Consider the following 16,294-nt stretch of genomic DNA (forward strand, 5'->3'; position numbering starts at 1 on the left):
CTTCGAACGCGTCGGCCCGGCGTGTTGCCTGGGGTGTTGTTTCTGCTTTGTCGAGTCGTACCCTGGACGTTATGGGTCTGTGCATGGAAGACGCCGTCCGGGTCGCTGCCGGTCCGGCAGGGGTGATCGGGGTTTCTTCGGCGGCACAGGTGGCGACCGGGTCCGCCGTGATCGTCGCCTCCGCGCCCCAGGCGACGCCGGAGACGGTCGAACACACCGAGATTCTGGAGGCCGAGGACCGGCCGTGGGTCACCGTGGTCTGGGACGACCCGGTCAACCTCATGCACTACGTGACGTACATCTTCCAGAAGCTGTTCGGCTACAGCAAAGGCAAGGCCACCGAACTGATGCTCGAGGTGCACAACGAGGGCAAGGCCGTGGTGTCCTCCGGCTCGCGCGACAAGGTGGAGCACGACGTGCAACGCCTGCACGCGGCCGGACTCTGGGCCACCATGCAACGGGACCAGTGATCGGGACGGCTACGGTTGAACCGTGCGGAAGTGGAGCAGGAAGAACTCCCTGGGCGGGCTGAAGCTGCGTTCGGAGATGGACGAGCACGAGGCCGAGGTCCTGCGCTCGCTCATCGGAGCCGTCAGCGGGCTGCTCACCGAGCGGGCGCGTTCGGCCCCCGAGGACGAACTGGCGGCCCTGACCGGGCTGCAGACGGGCAACACCGTCCCGCCGGATGATCCCCGGCTGCACCGGCTGCTGCCGGACTTCCATCGCAGCGAACCCGGATCACCCGACGCCGAGCGCGCCGGGCTCAACGGCGCCCTGCGCGGCCTGCACGAACCCGACATCATCGAGACCAAGGTGGCCGCGGGATCGGTCGTGCTCGAGACGCTCCCGCCCCAGGGCGGCAAGATCGTGCTCACCCCCGAACAGGCCGACGCCTGGCTGACCGCGCTCAACGACACCCGGCTGGCGCTGGGCACCGCGCTCGAGATCGGCCCCGACACGCCCGACCATCTCGACGAGGACGATCCGCGCGCGCCGAGCCTGGAGATCTACCACTGGCTGACCTGGATGCAGGATTCGCTGCTGCAGGCGCTCGCACCCTGACCCAGTACCGGCCACCGGAGGTGCAATCCGTGAACACCGTTGCGGGACCGCGTAATTCGATCACCGACGTGGTGGGTGTATTGGTCGGGCACCAGCACTCGATCGACCCGGACGCCACCCTCGGCTCCGGCGCCGCCACCGGCTGCACCGTGCTGCGCGTGCCCGGCGGCGCGACCGCCTCGGTGGACGTGCGCGGCGGCGGTCCCGGCACCCGCGAAACCGACCTGCTCGATCCGGGCAACACCGTCCGGCGGTTGAACGCGGTGCTGCTCACCGGCGGCAGCGCGTACGGCCTGGCCGCCGCCGACGGCGTCATGCGCTGGCTCGAGGAACACGGCGAGGGCATCCCCATGGATCCCGCCGACCCCACGCGCGTGGTGCCCATCGTCCCCGGCGCGGTCATCTTCGATCTGCCGGTGGGCGCCTGGCACATTCGGCCCACCGCCGATTTCGGCTTCCTGGCGTCCGAGGCCGCCGCGGTCGAGTTCGCGCGCGGTTCGGTGGGCGCCGGGGCGGGCGCCCGCGCGGGGTCGATCAAGGGCGGGGTCGGCACCGCCAGCGTGTACTTCACCGAGGGCCCGGCCGCGGGCATCACCGTGGGCGCGCTCATCGTCGCCAATCCGGTCGGCTCGGTGTTCGATCCGCGCACCGGACTGCCCTGGGGCGCGGGCACCGACGGCGCGGCGCACTTCGGCCTGCGCCCGGCCGCCGCCGACGCGCTGACCGCGGCCAACGCGCTCCCGGTCAAGGGCACGGTCCTGAACACCACCATCGGCGTCGTGGCCACCGACGCCGCGCTCGATCCGGCCGGCTGCCGCCGCCTGGCCGCCACCGCGCACGACGGGCTCGCCCGCGCCATCCGCCCCGCGCACTCGCCCCTGGACGGCGACACCCTGTTCGCCCTCGCCACCGGTACCGCGTCCCCGTCCGCCCCGGCCTTCCCGCTGCCGCCCGCGTTCCCGGCCGACCTGCTCATGCTCGACGAATTGTGCACGGCCGCAGCGGTATGCGTGGAACGCGCGATCGTGGACGCCATCCTCTCGGCCACGACCGTCGCCGGAATCCCGTCCTACGCGGACCTGTTCGGCGGCTGACCAGGTCCCGGCCGGCCGCCGCCCGATACGCCGGCCCCGCGCGCGGGGGTGTCATCGGGCACGCCGGGAATAGGTTGCCTAGGCTGACAGGTTGACCGCCTTCGAGCGGTGAGCCCATCGCACAGGCACGAACCGGCGGGAGGATTTCGACGGTGCTGGTGATCAGAGCCGACCTCGTGGACGCGATGGTCGCGCACGCGCGCGCCGACCACCCCGACGAGGCGTGCGGCGTGATCGCCGGGCCGGAGGGCTCGGACCGCGCCGAACGCTTCATCCCCATGGTCAACGCCGAGCGCTCGCCGACCTTCTACCGCTTCGACTCCGGTGAACAGCTGCGCGTGTGGCGCGCGATGGACGACGCCGACGAGGAGCCCGTGGTCATCTACCACTCGCACACCGCGACCGAGGCGTACCCGAGCCGGACCGACATCTCCTACGCGTCCGAGCCCAACGCGCACTACGTGCTGATCTCCACCCGCGATCCCGAGGTGCACGAACTGCGCAGCTACCGCATCGTGGACGGGGTGGTCACCGAGGAACCGGTGCACCTGATCCTGCCCCCGGACTGAGCCGCGGGCCCGGAAGAACCCACCGCAACCCACTCTCCCGCGACGAAGGAGCCCAACCCATGTCGGTCACCGTGTCCATCCCGACCATCATGCGCACCCTCACCGGGGGCGAGAAGCGAGTCCAGGCGCAGGGCGCGACCCTGGCCGCGCTCATCGACGATCTCGAGGCCAACCACACCGGTCTCAAGGAGCGCCTGCTCAAGGACGGCAAGCTCAACCGCTACGTGAACATCTACGTCGACGACGAGGACGTGCGCTTCGCGGGCGGACTGGACGCCGAGATCACCGACGGCGGCACCGTCACCATCCTGCCCGCTGTCGCCGGGGGCGCGCCGGACACCGTGACCGGCGGCCGGTAGTCCGGTGGCCCGCTACGAGTCGCTGATCGCGACCCTCGGCAACACGCCCCTGGTCGGGCTGCGGACCCTGTCCCCGCGCTGGGACGGCGACGACCACGTGCGCCTGTGGGCCAAACTCGAGGACCGCAATCCCACCGGATCCATCAAGGACCGGCCCGCCCTGCGCATGATCGAGCAGGCCGAACGCGACGGGCTGCTCACGCCCGGCTGCACCATTCTCGAGCCGACCAGCGGCAACACCGGGATCTCGCTGGCCATGGCCGCCAAGCTCAAGGGCTACCGGCTGGTGTGCGTCATGCCGGAGAACACCTCGGTCGAGCGCAGGCAGCTGCTCACCATGTACGGCGCGGAGATCATCGACTCGCCGGCGGCGGGCGGCTCCAATCAGGCTGTGGCGCTGGCCAAACAGATCGCCGCCGAGCATCCGGACTGGGTCATGCTCTACCAGTACGGCAATCCGGCCAACGCCCTGGCGCACTACGAGACCACCGGCCCGGAGATCCTGGCCGATCTGCCCGAGATCACGCACTTCGTCGCGGGCCTCGGCACCACCGGCACGCTCATGGGCACCGGCCGCTTCCTGCGCGAGCACGTGCCCGGGATCGACATCGTCGCCGCCGAACCGCGCTACGGCGAACTGGTCTACGGGCTGCGCAACATCGACGAGGGCTTCATCCCCGAGCTCTACGACGAATCCGTGCTGACCTCCCGTTTCTCGGTCGGCCCGTACGACGCCGTGCGCCGCACCCGCGAACTGGTCCTGCAGGAGGGCATTTTCGCGGGCATCTCCACCGGCGCGATCCTGCACGCCGCGCTCGGCGTGGCGAACAAGGCCGTCAAGGCGGGTGCGCGCGCCGACATCGCGTTCGTGGTGGCCGACGGCGGCTGGAAGTACCTGTCGACCGGCGCGTACGACGGCACACTCGACGAGGCCGAGGAGCGGCTGGACGGCCAGCTCTGGGCCTGACGCCCGCGCCCGGCGGGCCGCACCGCCGGGCCGTCGCCCCTCGATAGCGCGTTGCCCGGCGCGCCCGGCGGTACGCTCGGGGCAGAGTGCGGCCTAGGAGGTCTGGCTATGAGTGGCGGCGTCGGAGCGTCTTTCGATCCGGATCGGATCGGGCGACTGCGGGGACAACTGACCGATCCGCGCTCGGCGACGGGCGGCGGCGGGGCGCTGAAACTGTTGTGGCAGCGGGCCATTGCGATAATCCTGGCGTTCACCGCGCTGCTCTACGCCGTGGAAGGCGTCGATTCGGTAACCGGACATAAGCTGGATCTGGAAGCCGGGGTCGAGCCGCGGCGTGTCGGCGGACTCGACGGGATCTTGTTCGGCCCTGTGCTGCATGCCAATTGGGAACACCTGATGGGTAACACGCTGCCCGTCCTGGTCCTCGGCCTGCTGACGTTGCTGACCGGGATCGCGCGCGGACTGGCCGCCACCGCGATCATCTGGGTGATCGGCGAAACCGGCACCTGGCTGACCGGCGCCACCGGGTCGGTGCATGTCGGGGCCTCGGTCCTGGTGTTCGGCTGGCTCACCTATCTGATCTCCCGGGGACTGTTCGCACGGAATGTGGCGCAGATCGCTATTGGCGTCCTCGTGGGGTTGCTGTATGGGTCGATTCTGTGGGGTGTGCTGCCGGGACAGGACGGAATCTCTTGGCAAGGACATCTTTTCGGGGCGGTGGGTGGTCTGGTTGCGGGGTGGGTACTCTCTGGGGATGAACGTCGTCATCGTCGAGGGGCTAACGCCGGCCGTCTCGCGTCGTAGGGGTGACGGTGGCACCGGTCGGCGATTTGGGGGATCCCTCCTTGAGTGAGACAGCAGCGTGGCAGCATGGGGGAATGCGCCTCACCGTGATCGGGTGCTCGGGCAGCGTGTCCGGCCCGGATTCCCCGGCTTCGGGATACCTGCTCACCGGCCCGGATATGACACCCACCGTCATCGATTTCGGCCCCGGCGTCCTGGGCGCGCTGCAGCGCTACCTCGACCCGGGCGAAGTGGATATCTTCCTCACCCACCTGCACGCCGACCACTGCCTGGATCTGCCGGGCCTGCTGGTCTGGCGCCGGTACCACCCGAATCCGCCCACGGGTAAGGCCATCGTCTACGGCCCGTCCGACACCTCCCTGCGGATCGGCAACGCCTCCGCCGAGATCGGCGGCCAGACCGACGACTGGTCCGACGTCATCGACATGCGCACCTGGGTCGCGAACGAACCGATCACCTTCGGCCCCGGCCATGTCATCGAGGCCCGCCGCATGTTCCATCCGCCGGAGTCCTACGGCCTGCGGATCAAGACCGCCGCGGGCAAGACCTTCGTCTACACCGGCGACACCGCCATCTGCGACGACGTCTTCGAACTCGCCCGCGGCGCCGACGTGCTGCTGGCCGAGGCCTCCTGGACCCACGACCCCGCGAATCGCCCCCCGGGCATTCACCTTTCGGGTCACGAGGCGGGGCTGGTCGCCGCCGAGGCCGGCGTCGGCGAACTCCTGCTGACCCACATCCCGCCGTGGACCTCCCGCGAGGACGTCATCGCCGAGGCCAAGGCGGTGTTCAAGGGTCCCGTGCACGCGGTGTCCCCGGGCGAGACCTTCGACATCTGATTTCGTGCGTGTCGGGGTAACTCCCGGGGCACGCCCACAACAGGCGACGCACTCAACCGCACTACGCGTGCGAAACTGCCAACGGCTCCCAGGCCGTGCGCTGAATATCCGGGGAGGCGGAACAGCTTGCGGTATCGGCCCGGCTAGGGTGAGGCTGTGTCGAAACGAGCCGATGGTAGGGCGGATGACGAACTCCGCGACGTGAAGATCACCCGGGGATTCACCACGCATCCGGCGGGTTCGGTGCTGGTGGAGTTCGGCGGGACCCGGGTCATGTGCACCGCGAGTGTCACCGAGGGCGTGCCCGGGTGGCGTCGCGACTCCGGAATGGGCTGGCTGACCGCGGAATACGCCATGCTGCCCGCCGCCACCCACACCCGTTCCGGGCGCGAGTCGGTGAAGGGCAGGGTGGGTGGCCGCACCCAGGAGATCTCCCGGCTCATCGGCCGGTCGCTGCGCGCGTGCATCGACCTGTCCACCATCGGTGAGAACACCATCGCCGTGGACTGCGACGTGCTGCAGGCCGACGGCGGCACCCGCACCGCGGCCATCACCGGCGCGTACGTGGCGCTCTCGGACGCCATCACCTACCTGGCCGCGGCCGGGCAGCTCACCGACCCGCAGCCGATCTCCTGCGCGATCGCCGCGGTGAGCGTCGGCGTGGTCGACGGCCGCGTGCGTCTGGACCTGCCGTACGAGGAGGATTCGCGCGCCGAGGTCGACATGAACGTGGTCGCCACCGACACCGGCACCCTGGTCGAGATCCAGGGCACCGGCGAGGGCGCCACCTTCCCGCGCTCCACCCTGGACCGGCTGCTGGATTCCGCGCTGGCCGGGTGCGAACAGCTGTTCCAGGTGCAGAAGCAGGCCCTCGCGCTCCCGTATCCGGGGGTGCTGCCCGAGCCGTCCGAGACGGGGAAGAAGAAGTCCTGATGACGCGCCGCGTGCTGGTCGCCAGCCGTAATGCCAAGAAGCTCAACGAATTGCGCCGCATTCTCGACGAGGCCGGGATCGCGGGCCTGGAGATCGTCGGTCTGAACGACGTCCCCGAGTACGAGGAGGCGCCGGAAACCGGGGCGACCTTCGAGGAGAACTCCCTGGCCAAGGCCCGCGACGGGTTCGCGGCGACCGGATTGGCCTGTGTCGCGGACGATTCCGGTATCGCGGTGGACGCCCTGAACGGTATGCCCGGTGTGCTGTCGGCCCGCTGGTCCGGCACGCACGGCGACGACGCGGCCAACAACGCGCTGCTGCTCGCCCAGATCGGCGACGTCCCCGACGAGCGGCGGACCGCGCATTTCGTCTCCACCTGCGCGCTGGTCGCGGACGGCGTGGAAACGGTGGTGCGCGGCGAATGGCCCGGTGTCATCGCGCGAAAGCCGGTGGGCGACGGCGGGTTCGGCTACGACCCGCTCTTCGTGCCCGAGGGCGGCACGGTCTCCGCGGCCCAGCTCACCCCGGCCGAGAAGGACGCGGTGTCCCATCGCGGGCGCGCGCTGAAGCAGTTGCTTCCCGCGCTGAAGGCGCTGGCCGGCAACTGAATTCGGCTCCCTGACATACCGACAGAGCGCTCCCGGCCGGATCGGCCGGGAGCGCTCTGTCGATGTACGGGGAAGCGGGCGGCGGCTCGCGCCGGACCTGCCGTCAGAGCCCGAAGGTCCGGCGGACTTCCAGGGTGCGCTTGTGCTCGAACCAGAACGACAGGAACGGGACGGTGCCGGCCAGGCAGGTCAGTGCCGTGGTGACCGGCTCCCAGCGCGCCTTGATGCCGAGGTCGACGGTGAAGACCAGGTAGATCATGTAGAACACGCCGTGCGCCTGGGCGATGTAGAAGAACCACTCCGGCGCGGTGTTCTTGTCCTCGAGCAGCAGGTACTTGTAGACCATCTCGCCGGACAGCACCAGCAGCCACAGACCGGTGATCCAGGCCAGGATCCGGTAGCGCAGCAGGGCGCCGCGGATCTTCTCGGTCGGGGCGGCGCCGGCCGGCCGGGCGGGGGTCGTAGCGTCCGTGTTCACGGCGGATTCGTCGCGGGTCGTCACCCGGCGCTCCTCTCGGTGTTGTTGCCCAGTCCCGCGTCCTGAATCCGCTGATCCATGTCGACGGCGTGCAATTCGGCCAGGTACCTGTTGTATTCGGTGGTCTGCTCGTCGGCGTCGACGGCGGCCTTCGGCCGCTCGGGCAGCAGCCCGGCGGGGATCTCGCGCGGCGCGGCCGGCTTGACCCGCTGCGGGCGCGGTGCGCTGTCGGTGGTCGGCGCCGCGGCGGCATCCGGCGCGGCTTCCCGGTCGACCTCGTCGCGCGCGGCCTTCTCCAGCCGGACGAAACGCACGTAGGCGAAGATGACGAACCCCGCGAACAGCGGCCACTGCAGCGCGTAGCCCAGATTCTGGCCGGTGCCGCTGCCGGACTCGTACCGCGTCCACTGCCAGTAGCCCAGCGCGAGGCAGGCCGCGAATGCCACGATCACGAAGACGACCAGGGCCGGGCGGCGGTGGGGAGCGGCGGACACCCCACCAAGGTACCTGGCTACTACGGCTCCCGTAGTAGGTGGGCTGTCCCGCTAGAACTTGTACGTGACGCCCGTGAGGCGTTCGGACTCCTCCCAGAGGCGGCGCCAGAGTTCGCGGTTCTGGGACAGCTTGCTGGAGGAGGCGGCCTCCACCGGGCCCTGGGCGCCGCGCAGGCGGTTGGGGCCCCAGTAGACCGTGGGGTCGGCGTCGGGTTCGGTGGCCGCGAACAGCGAGGAGTGCGCGGCGCGGGCGGGGGAGTGGCCGATGATCCGCACGAACGGCTTGGAGATCTTGTCCAGCGGGGTTTCGGTGCGGGCGAACAGGTCGGTCGCCGAGACGCCGGGGTGAACGCCGTAGGAGCGCTTGGCGGATCCGGCCTCGCCCAGGCGGCGCTGGAGCTCGCGGGCGAACATGAGGTTCGACAGCTTGGACTGGGCGTAGGCCAGATTGCGCTGGTAGCGGCGGTTCTCGTAGTTGAGGTCGTCGATCCAGAGCTTGGGGGTCTGGCGGTGCGCGATGGAGGCGAGGGTGACCACCCGGTCGCGCATCCGGTCCAGCAGCAGCCCGGTCAGCGCGTAGTGGCCGAGATGATTGACGCCCCACTGGGTTTCGAAGCCGTCGGCGGTGCGCCGGAACGGGATGTTCATCAGGCCGGCGTTGTTGATGAGCACGTCGAATTCGCCCGTGCCGGCGGCGAATTCGCGCACCGAGGCCAGATCGGCGAGATCCAGCGCGGCGACCCGCACGTCACCCTCGATGCCGTCGGCCACCTCCTGGGCCTTGGCGGTGTTGCGGCAGGCCATGATGACCGTCGCGCCCTTGCTCGCGAGGACCTTGGTGGTCTGCTCACCGATGCCGCCGTTGGCGCCGGTGATCACGAAGGTGCGTCCGGACTGATCCGAGATGTGGCTTGGCTTCCATGCCATGGCTGTTGACCTCACAGGTTCGGCGTTCGATGTGCACCGTCGCACTCGCTGCCCCGACCTTACTCCAGAGTAAGTTCGAGCGGTAGTCCGCTTACCCAGACAGCGGGCACGTCAACCGAGCATGCCCTCGAGCGCCCGCGTGCGGGCCGGTTGGCGCAACTTCTGCATGGCCTTGGCCTCGATCTGGCGCACCCGCTCGCGGGACACGCCGAAGATCCGGCCGACCTCTTCCAGCGTGCGCGGCTCGGCGTCGCCGTCGAGACCATAGCGCAGCGCGATCACCTGCGCCTCACGTTCGGGCAGCCCGGCCAATACCCGGCGCAGTTGCCCGCCCAGCGCGCCGTCGGTGACCGCCACCGCGGGGTCCGGGCCCGGATCGGCGAGCAGCGAACCCAGGTCGGCGTTGTCGTCCTCGCCGATCGGGGTGTGCAGCGAAATCGGTTCGCGCGCATGGCCGAGCAGTTCGCGGACCTGGGTGACCGGCAGCTCCAGCTCGGCGGCCAGCTCCTCGGCGGTGGCCGCGCGGCCCAGCCGCTGGGACAGCGCGCGCTCGGTGCGCAGGACCCGGTTCAGTACCTCGACCACGTGCGAGGGCAGGCGCACGGCCCGGCCGCGTTCGCCCAGCGCGCGGCCGATGGACTGCTTGATCCACCAGGTGGCGTAGGTCGAGAGCTTGAGCCCGCGCCGGTGCTCGAACTTGTCGATGGCGTGCATGAGCCCGAGCGTCCCCTCCTGCACCAGATCCAGCATGGACATGCCGGTGGCGGGCGGGTACCGCTTGGCGATCGAGACCACCAGGCGCAGGTTGGCGCGCACCATGTGGTCCTTCGCCTGCTGCCCGCCGGTGATCGCGCGCAGCAGCTCCCGCCGCTCGGCCGCGCTGAATTCCGTTCCCGCGCACTCGGCTTCGGCCAGGCGCTGCCGGGCGAGCACCCCGGCCTCGATGCGCTCGCCCAGGGCGTACTCGTCCGCGGCGGTGAGCAGCGGCGTGCCGCCGATCCGGCGCAGGTAGTCCCTGATCGAGTCCTCGCTGAGGGTCATGCGGCCGGTGTCCGGGCTGCCGGCGGTGGTGCGGGCGGCGGTGGTGACGGTCATGTGCGCTCCCTCGGTCTCGTCGCCGTCTCCGGCGACGAAGACAAAGATAGGTCGAACACAAAAATATGTCAACCATGAATTTATGACGAGATAAGTTATGCTCGATCCATGAGCCGACAGACCGCCGATCCCGCCGCCCGCCCGGACGGGTTGCGCGCCCGGAAGAAGCAGCAGACCAGGGAGAACATCTCCGCCACGGCCACCGCGCTCTTCCTCGAGCGCGGGTACGACGCCGTCACGATCGCCGACATCGCCGCCGCCGCCGACGTCGCCAAGATGACGGTGACCAACTACTTCCCCCGCAAGGAGGACCTGGTTCTGGATCTGGCCGAGGAGTACGTCGGCGGGCTCGCGGCCGTCGTTCGCGACCGGGAGCCGGGCGCATCGGCGCTGCACGCGCTGCGGCGGGCGTACGAGACGGCGGCGCGCGACCGGAATCCGGTCGTCGGCTTCTCCGGGCCCGAATTCGCCCGCCTGCTGGTGAGCAGTCCGGCGCTGCTGGCCCGGTTACGGGAGTTCCACGAGGAGCGCGAGAATCGGCTCGCGGTCCTGCTGGCCGACGAAACCGGCTCCGGCGCGGACGATTTCACCCCGCGCGCCGCGGCGGCGCTGCTCGGATCGGTGCATCGCGCGCTCTTCGAGGAGACCCTGCGCCGCTCGGTCGCGGGCGAACCGGACGATGTCATCGCCGCCGCGTTGCTGCGCTACATCGCGACCGCGTTCGACACCCTGGAACCGGCGCTGGGGCGGTACGCGGTGCGACTCGGCTGACCGGCTCGGGCGGATCCGTGCGCGGCGGCCGCGCGCGGGTTCGGGACCGCGCACATGATGCAACCGATCGGTCTCGTTTGCCGTGTCGTTGCCCTATCGGGGCTGGTGAGCGCAACATACTGGGCCGATGACCGGTGCCAGCGCAGCCGCAACCCTCCCGTCACCACCTCAGCCGCTGAGCAAGGCCCGTATCGACATCATCTTCGGGACCGTGGTGCTGGGCATGCTCATGGCGGCGCTGGACTCCACCATCGTCGCCACCGCGTTGCCGACCATCGTCGCCGACCTCGGCGGGGCCGGGCACATGGCCTGGGTGGTGACCGCGTACCTGGTGGCCGAGGCCATCGCCACCGCGCTGGCCGGCAAGTTCGGCGACCTGTTCGGCCGCAAACTCGTCTTCCAGGCCAGCGGCGCCATCTTCATCATCGGCTCGATCATCGCGGGCATGTCCGGCGACATGACGCTGCTCATCGTGGCCCGGGCCATCCAGGGTCTGGGCGCGGGCGGGCTCATGGTCACCTCGATGGCCCTGATCGCCGACGTGATCCCGCTGCGCGAGCGCGGCAAGTACCAGGGCGGCCTCGGCGCGGTCTTCGGCATCACCACGGTCATCGGCCCGACGCTGGGCGGGCTGTTCACCGACCATCTGAGCTGGCGCTGGTGCTTCTACGTGAACGTGCCGCTGGCGATCATCATGATCCTGGTCGCGGCTCGCACGATCCCGGTGGTCAAGAACGCGGTCAAGCCGCTGGTCGACTACCTGGGCATCGCGCTCATCGCGGTCGCGGTCACCTGCCTCATCCTCGGATTGGAATGGGGCGGACAGGAATACGCGTGGGGCTCGCCGGTGATCCTGGGATTGTTCGCGGCCTCGGCCATCCTCACGGTGCTGTTCGTGCGAGTGGAACTGCGGGCCGCGGAACCCATGCTCCCCATGCATCTGTTCCGCAGCAACGTCTTCACCGTCTGCTCCATCCTGAGCTTCATCGTCGGCTTCGCCATGCTCGGCGCGATGACCTACCTGCCGGCGTTCCTGCAGTACGTCATGGGCGTCTCGGCCACCGTGTCGGGCGTGCGCACGCTGCCGCTGGTGGTCGGGTTGTTCTTCACCTCGATCCTGTCCGGCACGGTGGTCGGCAGGACCGGGCGCTACCGGTATTTCCCGATCGCCGGGACCGCCGTCATGGCCGTGGGCCTGTTCCTGATGTCGACCATGGACGCGAACACCTCGGTCTGGCTGCAGTCGCTGTACATGCTGATCCTGGGCCTGGGCATCGGCCTGGCCATGCAGGTGCTCACCATCGCGGTGCAGAACAGCGTGCCGTACGCCGATCTCGGCACCGCGACCTCGGGGGTGACGTTCTTCCGGACCATCGGCAGCGCCTTCGGCACCACCGTGTTCGGCACCCTGTACTCCAACCAGATCGGCCCGAATCTCGGTGCGGCGGTTGCCGAGTCGAAGGTGCCGCCGGAGGTCGCGCAGAATCCGGAGGCGCTGCGGCAGCTGCCGCGCGATCAGGCGCTGCCGATCATCGACGCCTATGCCACCTCCATCGACTACGTCTTCCGGTGGGTCGTGCCCGTGGCGGTGCTCGGCTTCCTGGTGGCCTGGCTGCTCAAGGAGGTGCCGCTGCGCGACAGCGCGCGCGGTGAGGCCGGAGACGTGGGTGAGGGCTTCGCGGTGCCCGACTCCGGCGACCGCGCGGTGCAGTTGGAGCGCGCGGTGGCGCAGGTGCTGCGCAAACTCCGCGACAACTCCGTCCCGGATCCGGGCATCCTGGCCGCCGCGGGCAGTTCGCTCAGCCGGGACGAGGCGTGGGCGCTGGGCCAGGTGCGGATCTATCAGAAGCTGCGCGGCGCGGCGACCGTCGGCGACATCGCCCGCACGCACTGGGTGCCCGCCGAACTCGTGGAGCCGGTGTACGCCAAGGCCGAACGCGAGGGTCTGCTGCGGCGGGACGGGAACGACCTCGAACTCACCGACCGCGGGCTGCGCGAGGTGGACCGGGTGCGCGCGGCCTGGAAGCGGTGGCTCGAAACCCAGTTGGAGGACTGGGATCTCACCGATCCGAAGGACCGCGCGCTGCTCGATCAGGCGCTGGAGAACATCGCCGGCAAGCTGCTCGACGAGGCGGACCGCCCGGACGCGCTGCCCGCCCGCCGCTGAGACGGCCGCTCGCGGAACGCCGGGCGGACAGCCCATCCCGTGCGTTCCGAGCGGGCCGGGATGATCCCCGGCCCGCTCGGAACGCATCGGATCGCCGGGGCGGCTAGACGCCGAGGCGCTCGGGCCGCACCGGGGCGTCCCAGTCGATCCGGAAGCGCTGCTCGGCCCCGAACACCTTCTCCGGGTTCATCATCCGGAACATCACCGGCATGAGCGCGGACATCATCCGGCGCGCGACCGGACCGGCGGCCTTGGTGCTGTTGGTGCGCGCCACCCGGGCCGCGACCGCTTCCACCCGGGGCCGGCGCAGGGCCTCGTAGGCGGCGAAAGCCGCTGCCGGATCACCGATGTCGCGCAGGCAGCGCGCCAGCTCGATACCGCTCTCGATGGCCAGCGACGCACCCTGTCCGGAACTGTTGGACGGTGCGTGCACCGCGTCGCCGGTGAGCGCCATCCGCCCGCGCCACCAGTTCGGCACCCGCGGCATGATGTACAGTCCGCCGACCACCTCGAGGTCCTCCGGCCGGGTTCGGCGTACCAGCTCCGCGCCCGGGTCGTCCTGGGCGTAGGTCTCGCGCAGGATCTCCAGCCACCGTTCGGCCGGGATCGCCCGCGCCTCGGTGAGCGAGAGCTTGCGCTCGTGCGGCAGATTCGCGCCCCACATCACCCGCCCGTCCGGCATGGAGCCGTACAGGTAGTAGGCCCGCCGCCCGAAGGCGAAAGTCATACTCTCCGGCGGCAATTCGAGGTCGCAGGTGGTGTACGCGCCGAAGCCGAGCATGCGCAGGTAGGTCGGTCCGGGGGCCTGCGGGTCGACCAGTGCCCGCGTGGCCGAATGAATGCCGTCGGCGCCGATCAGCACGTCGGCGGTGGCGGTGGAGCCGTCGGCGAACCGCGCGGTGACGCCGTCGGCGCGCTCGTCCACCCCGACCAGCCGCCGCCCGTACTCGATCACGACGCCCTGGGCGACGGCGTGCTCGTGCAGGACCCGGTGCAGGTCCGGCCGGTCGACCAGGCGCAGCGGTTCCACCCCGTCGAGCCGGGGCAGGTCGACGTGTTTGGCGCCGATGGCGGCGGCCTGGGCGCTGAACGGCGCGGCCACGGCGCGAATCGCGTCGCCGACGCCGATGACGTCGAGGGCCGCCAGGCCGTTCGGGGCCAGTGCCAGGTTGGAGCCGATGCTGTGGGCGGGGCCGGGATAGGCCTCGTACACCCGGGTGTCGATGCCCGCGCGGTGCAGGGCGGCCGCGGTCACCGGACCGGAGATGCCGCCGCCGATGACCATGGCGGAGCGCACGCGGGCAGAGTTGATGAGGGACATGGGTTTTCTCCCTGGGTATCGAAGAAGATCGTTTACCCGAATCCCCGCGCGCGCGGCGAAGCCAGTTATCCTGTAGTTGCCAAACTCGGAGCCGAGTTCGCCTGCACGAACGAGGTTCGGGACTGTGCACATCCGGGTCTCGGCGGTCGTGTTGCAGCACGCTCGCCGGGGCCCGGTCTATCGAGAATTCGTGTCCGGCGGCTGCGCCCCGGGCGTTCCTCCCTCCACCTCGATGACGACCTCGGCCGGTGGTAGCCCGGCTCGATGCCACTCGCGCCACGTCCCGATCTCCGGGAAGGTGCCGTCGGCGAGGGCGTCGCGCGTCGTGCGCGCCCAGTGCGCCTCGGCCTCCAGCATGGCCAGTTCGTACTCGTCCTCGATGAGGAACAGGCGCGGCAAAGTGCCTTCCAGCGTGGATAATTGGGCGCGCTGCTCAGCGATCGTGCGCTCCAGCGCGGTGATTCGCGTCCCGAGCAACTCCACGACATCGTCCGGCGGCAGCGCCGCGAGCACCGACAGGCCCGCCATGAAGGGCCGCTGTTCGGGCATGGGCGTGGAGATGAGTTCCCGTGCCCAGTCGGCGAGTTCGGCGCGACCGGCGCCGGTGATGCGGTAGATGGTGCGCTCGGGGCGCGCGCCGTCGCGCTCGCTGCCCGCGATCTCCAGGAAGCCGTGCTTGGTGAGGTTGTCCACCACGGTGTAGAGCGACCCCCATTTGACGCCCATGTCGCGGTCCTTGCCCCACGCCCGCAATCGGGCAGCGATCTCGTAGCGGTGCATGTCCCCGGTGGCGAGCACCGAGAGCACGGCCAGGGCCATGAGATTGCCGACCTTGCGTTTGCGGGCCATCCGCGCGCCTCCTTACTCGCATACGAATATACGTCTACGAGTATTCGGGAGCAAGGGGTGGACGGCCTGCCCGGCGGCATGTGCGCCGGGCTCGGGGGCGATGCTGCTCAATCCCGGGCGAACCGCGCCCGCAGCAGGTCGGCGGTCGGCCGGTCGGCGGGCAAGAATGCCTCCAGGTGCAACTCGGCCAGCGTGATGTCGGTCGCGGTGGCGAACGAGGTCAGGGTGGTGATCAGCCGCAGTTCGGTGTCGCCGTGCCGCAGCCGCAGCGGCACGGCGAACCCGAGATGGTTCGGGCCGGGATCGGCCGGCGGCAGGTAGCCGGTCAGTTCGGCGATGAGCGCGTCCAGCGCCGGATCCGGACTGTGCGCGGCGCGATTGCGCAGGCTGTCGACGATGTGCCTGCCCCATTCGGGCAGATTCAGTACCCGGGGCGCGAGACCCGCCGGATGCAGGGCCAGGCGCAGGACGTTCACCGGCGCGGTCAGCAGGCCGGGCGCGCAGCCCGCGGTCAGCAGCTCGAACGCGGCATTGGCGGCCACCAGCACCCCGTAGGGGCGGGTGACGACCGCCGGGTAGGGCAGGTGCCCGTGCAGGATGGTCTCGACGGCCTCCCGTACCGCGCCGAGTTCCGGTGCGTCCAAAGCGGATTCGGGAAAGGCGGGGGCATAGCCGGCGGCCAGCAGCAGGGTGTTGCGCTCGCGCAGCGTCAGGCCGAGCGATTCCGCCAGGCGCACCACCATGGTCCGCCCCGGATGCGAGCGGCCCTGCTCCAGGAAGCTCAGGTACCGCTGACTGGTCTCGGCCCGGATCGCGAGGTCGAGCTGGCTGATCCGGCGCAGCGACCGCCACCGGCGTAGTTGCTGTGCGAAGGGGCTCGTCGCCACCGCCATGATCGTCATACCTCCACTGTGTGCGCGGTCGCGCCGCGCCGCGATTCCCCGGAGGGAATGACGG

At 70.2% G+C, this 16,294-nt stretch carries 19 protein-coding genes; 12 read left to right on the forward strand and 7 right to left on the reverse strand.

Annotated elements, in window-relative coordinates:
• The first annotated feature begins 71 nt into the window (after positions 1-71).
• From clpS to rdgB, 10 genes are all read left to right on the forward strand, one after another.
• On the forward strand, positions 72-470 hold the full coding sequence (gene clpS, locus ACWDOP_RS23330; RefSeq protein ID WP_456346756.1) for an ATP-dependent Clp protease adapter ClpS: 399 nt from the start codon (positions 72-74) through the stop codon (positions 468-470).
• Between the two features lie 22 nt (positions 471-492).
• Positions 493-1,062, forward strand: coding sequence for an oxidative stress transcriptional regulator AosR (gene aosR, locus ACWDOP_RS23335; protein WP_454205476.1), 570 nt, complete (start codon positions 493-495; stop codon positions 1,060-1,062).
• A gap of 29 nt (positions 1,063-1,091) precedes the next feature.
• The gene (locus ACWDOP_RS23340) at positions 1,092-2,156 is read left to right on the forward strand and encodes a P1 family peptidase (RefSeq protein WP_456346757.1); all 1,065 of its coding nucleotides are present in this window, start codon (positions 1,092-1,094) and stop codon (positions 2,154-2,156) included.
• 152 nt (positions 2,157-2,308) lie between these two features.
• Complete coding sequence (locus ACWDOP_RS23345) at positions 2,309-2,725, forward strand: Mov34/MPN/PAD-1 family protein (RefSeq protein ID WP_456346758.1); 417 nt, start codon at positions 2,309-2,311, stop codon at positions 2,723-2,725.
• Between the two features lie 59 nt (positions 2,726-2,784).
• Entirely contained in the window at positions 2,785-3,084 is a 300-nt protein-coding gene (locus ACWDOP_RS23350) for a MoaD/ThiS family protein (RefSeq protein ID WP_456346759.1), read from the forward strand.
• Between the two features lie 4 nt (positions 3,085-3,088).
• A complete protein-coding gene (locus ACWDOP_RS23355) occupies positions 3,089-4,051 on the forward strand; it encodes a PLP-dependent cysteine synthase family protein (protein ID WP_456346760.1) in 963 nt (320 codons plus the stop codon).
• A gap of 102 nt (positions 4,052-4,153) precedes the next feature.
• The gene (locus tag ACWDOP_RS23360) at positions 4,154-4,855 is read left to right on the forward strand and encodes a rhomboid family intramembrane serine protease (RefSeq protein ID WP_454205501.1); all 702 of its coding nucleotides are present in this window, start codon (positions 4,154-4,156) and stop codon (positions 4,853-4,855) included.
• A 74-nt stretch (positions 4,856-4,929) separates the two neighbouring features.
• Entirely contained in the window at positions 4,930-5,694 is a 765-nt protein-coding gene (locus ACWDOP_RS23365; RefSeq protein WP_454205471.1) for a cyclic nucleotide-degrading phosphodiesterase, read from the forward strand.
• Positions 5,695-5,850: 156 nt separating this feature from the next.
• Positions 5,851-6,627 (forward strand): ribonuclease PH, encoded by a 777-nt coding sequence (rph, locus tag ACWDOP_RS23370; protein ID WP_454205470.1) that lies wholly within the window; start codon positions 5,851-5,853, stop codon positions 6,625-6,627.
• Positions 6,627-7,235, forward strand: coding sequence for an RdgB/HAM1 family non-canonical purine NTP pyrophosphatase (rdgB, locus tag ACWDOP_RS23375; RefSeq protein WP_456346761.1), 609 nt, complete (start codon positions 6,627-6,629; stop codon positions 7,233-7,235). Before rph ends, rdgB begins: the two co-directional genes overlap by 1 nt.
• Positions 7,236-7,338: 103 nt before the next feature.
• Here rdgB and ACWDOP_RS23380 read toward each other — a convergent pair whose 3' ends face one another.
• From ACWDOP_RS23380 to ACWDOP_RS23395, 4 genes are all read right to left on the reverse strand, one after another.
• On the reverse strand, positions 7,339-7,713 hold the full coding sequence (locus tag ACWDOP_RS23380) for a DUF3817 domain-containing protein (protein ID WP_454205500.1): 375 nt from the start codon (positions 7,711-7,713) through the stop codon (positions 7,339-7,341).
• A gap of 20 nt (positions 7,714-7,733) precedes the next feature.
• On the reverse strand, positions 7,734-8,207 hold the full coding sequence (locus tag ACWDOP_RS23385; protein WP_456346762.1) for a transcriptional regulator: 474 nt from the start codon (positions 8,205-8,207) through the stop codon (positions 7,734-7,736).
• Positions 8,208-8,258: 51 nt separating this feature from the next.
• Entirely contained in the window at positions 8,259-9,134 is an 876-nt protein-coding gene (locus ACWDOP_RS23390) for an oxidoreductase (protein WP_454205467.1), read from the reverse strand.
• 111 nt (positions 9,135-9,245) lie between these two features.
• Positions 9,246-10,229, reverse strand: coding sequence for a sigma-70 family RNA polymerase sigma factor (locus ACWDOP_RS23395; protein ID WP_456346763.1), 984 nt, complete (start codon positions 10,227-10,229; stop codon positions 9,246-9,248).
• A gap of 108 nt (positions 10,230-10,337) precedes the next feature.
• Here ACWDOP_RS23395 and ACWDOP_RS23400 point away from each other — a divergent pair, with 108 nt between their 5' ends.
• Together ACWDOP_RS23400 and ACWDOP_RS23405 are read left to right on the forward strand one after the other, a co-directional pair.
• Positions 10,338-11,000: a TetR family transcriptional regulator gene (locus ACWDOP_RS23400; RefSeq protein ID WP_456346764.1), complete on the forward strand. Its 663-nt coding sequence runs from the start codon at positions 10,338-10,340 to the stop codon at positions 10,998-11,000.
• 127 nt (positions 11,001-11,127) lie between these two features.
• Positions 11,128-13,167, forward strand: a complete 2,040-nt coding sequence (locus ACWDOP_RS23405; protein WP_456346765.1) for a DHA2 family efflux MFS transporter permease subunit — start codon at positions 11,128-11,130, stop codon at positions 13,165-13,167.
• Positions 13,168-13,270: 103 nt separating this feature from the next.
• Here ACWDOP_RS23405 and ACWDOP_RS23410 read toward each other — a convergent pair whose 3' ends face one another.
• The 3 genes from ACWDOP_RS23410 to ACWDOP_RS23420 all read right to left on the reverse strand — a co-directional run bounded on the left by ACWDOP_RS23410 (position 13,271) and on the right by ACWDOP_RS23420 (position 16,239).
• Positions 13,271-14,488 carry an FAD-dependent oxidoreductase gene (locus tag ACWDOP_RS23410; RefSeq protein WP_456346766.1) on the reverse strand — a complete coding sequence of 406 codons (1,218 nt, stop codon included), beginning with the start codon at positions 14,486-14,488 and terminating at the stop codon, positions 13,271-13,273.
• A gap of 177 nt (positions 14,489-14,665) precedes the next feature.
• Complete coding sequence (locus ACWDOP_RS23415; RefSeq protein WP_456346767.1) at positions 14,666-15,337, reverse strand: PadR family transcriptional regulator; 672 nt, start codon at positions 15,335-15,337, stop codon at positions 14,666-14,668.
• A gap of 107 nt (positions 15,338-15,444) precedes the next feature.
• The gene (locus tag ACWDOP_RS23420) at positions 15,445-16,239 is read right to left on the reverse strand and encodes a helix-turn-helix domain-containing protein (RefSeq protein WP_456346768.1); all 795 of its coding nucleotides are present in this window, start codon (positions 16,237-16,239) and stop codon (positions 15,445-15,447) included.
• Between the last annotated feature and the right edge of the window lie 55 nt (positions 16,240-16,294).

Source organism: Nocardia sp. NPDC003693, assembly GCF_053981095.1.

Bases quoted from the DNA above. Each gene is read 5' to 3' on its own strand.
- clpS (WP_456346756.1), top strand. From the start codon at position 72: ATGGGTCTGTGCATGGAAGACGCCGTCCGGGTCGCTGCCGGTCCGGCA.
- ACWDOP_RS23350 (WP_456346759.1), top strand. From the start codon at position 2,785: ATGTCGGTCACCGTGTCCATCCCGACCATCATGCGCACCCTCACCGGG.
- ACWDOP_RS23365 (WP_454205471.1), top strand. From the start codon at position 4,930: ATGCGCCTCACCGTGATCGGGTGCTCGGGCAGCGTGTCCGGCCCGGAT.
- rdgB (WP_456346761.1), top strand. From the start codon at position 6,627: ATGACGCGCCGCGTGCTGGTCGCCAGCCGTAATGCCAAGAAGCTCAAC.
- ACWDOP_RS23390 (WP_454205467.1), bottom strand. From the start codon at position 9,134: ATGGCATGGAAGCCAAGCCACATCTCGGATCAGTCCGGACGCACCTTC.
- ACWDOP_RS23395 (WP_456346763.1), bottom strand. From the start codon at position 10,229: ATGACCGTCACCACCGCCGCCCGCACCACCGCCGGCAGCCCGGACACC.
- ACWDOP_RS23400 (WP_456346764.1), top strand. From the start codon at position 10,338: ATGAGCCGACAGACCGCCGATCCCGCCGCCCGCCCGGACGGGTTGCGC.
- ACWDOP_RS23405 (WP_456346765.1), top strand. From the start codon at position 11,128: ATGACCGGTGCCAGCGCAGCCGCAACCCTCCCGTCACCACCTCAGCCG.
- ACWDOP_RS23410 (WP_456346766.1), bottom strand. From the start codon at position 14,488: ATGTCCCTCATCAACTCTGCCCGCGTGCGCTCCGCCATGGTCATCGGC.
- ACWDOP_RS23415 (WP_456346767.1), bottom strand. From the start codon at position 15,337: ATGGCCCGCAAACGCAAGGTCGGCAATCTCATGGCCCTGGCCGTGCTC.
- ACWDOP_RS23420 (WP_456346768.1), bottom strand. From the start codon at position 16,239: ATGACGATCATGGCGGTGGCGACGAGCCCCTTCGCACAGCAACTACGC.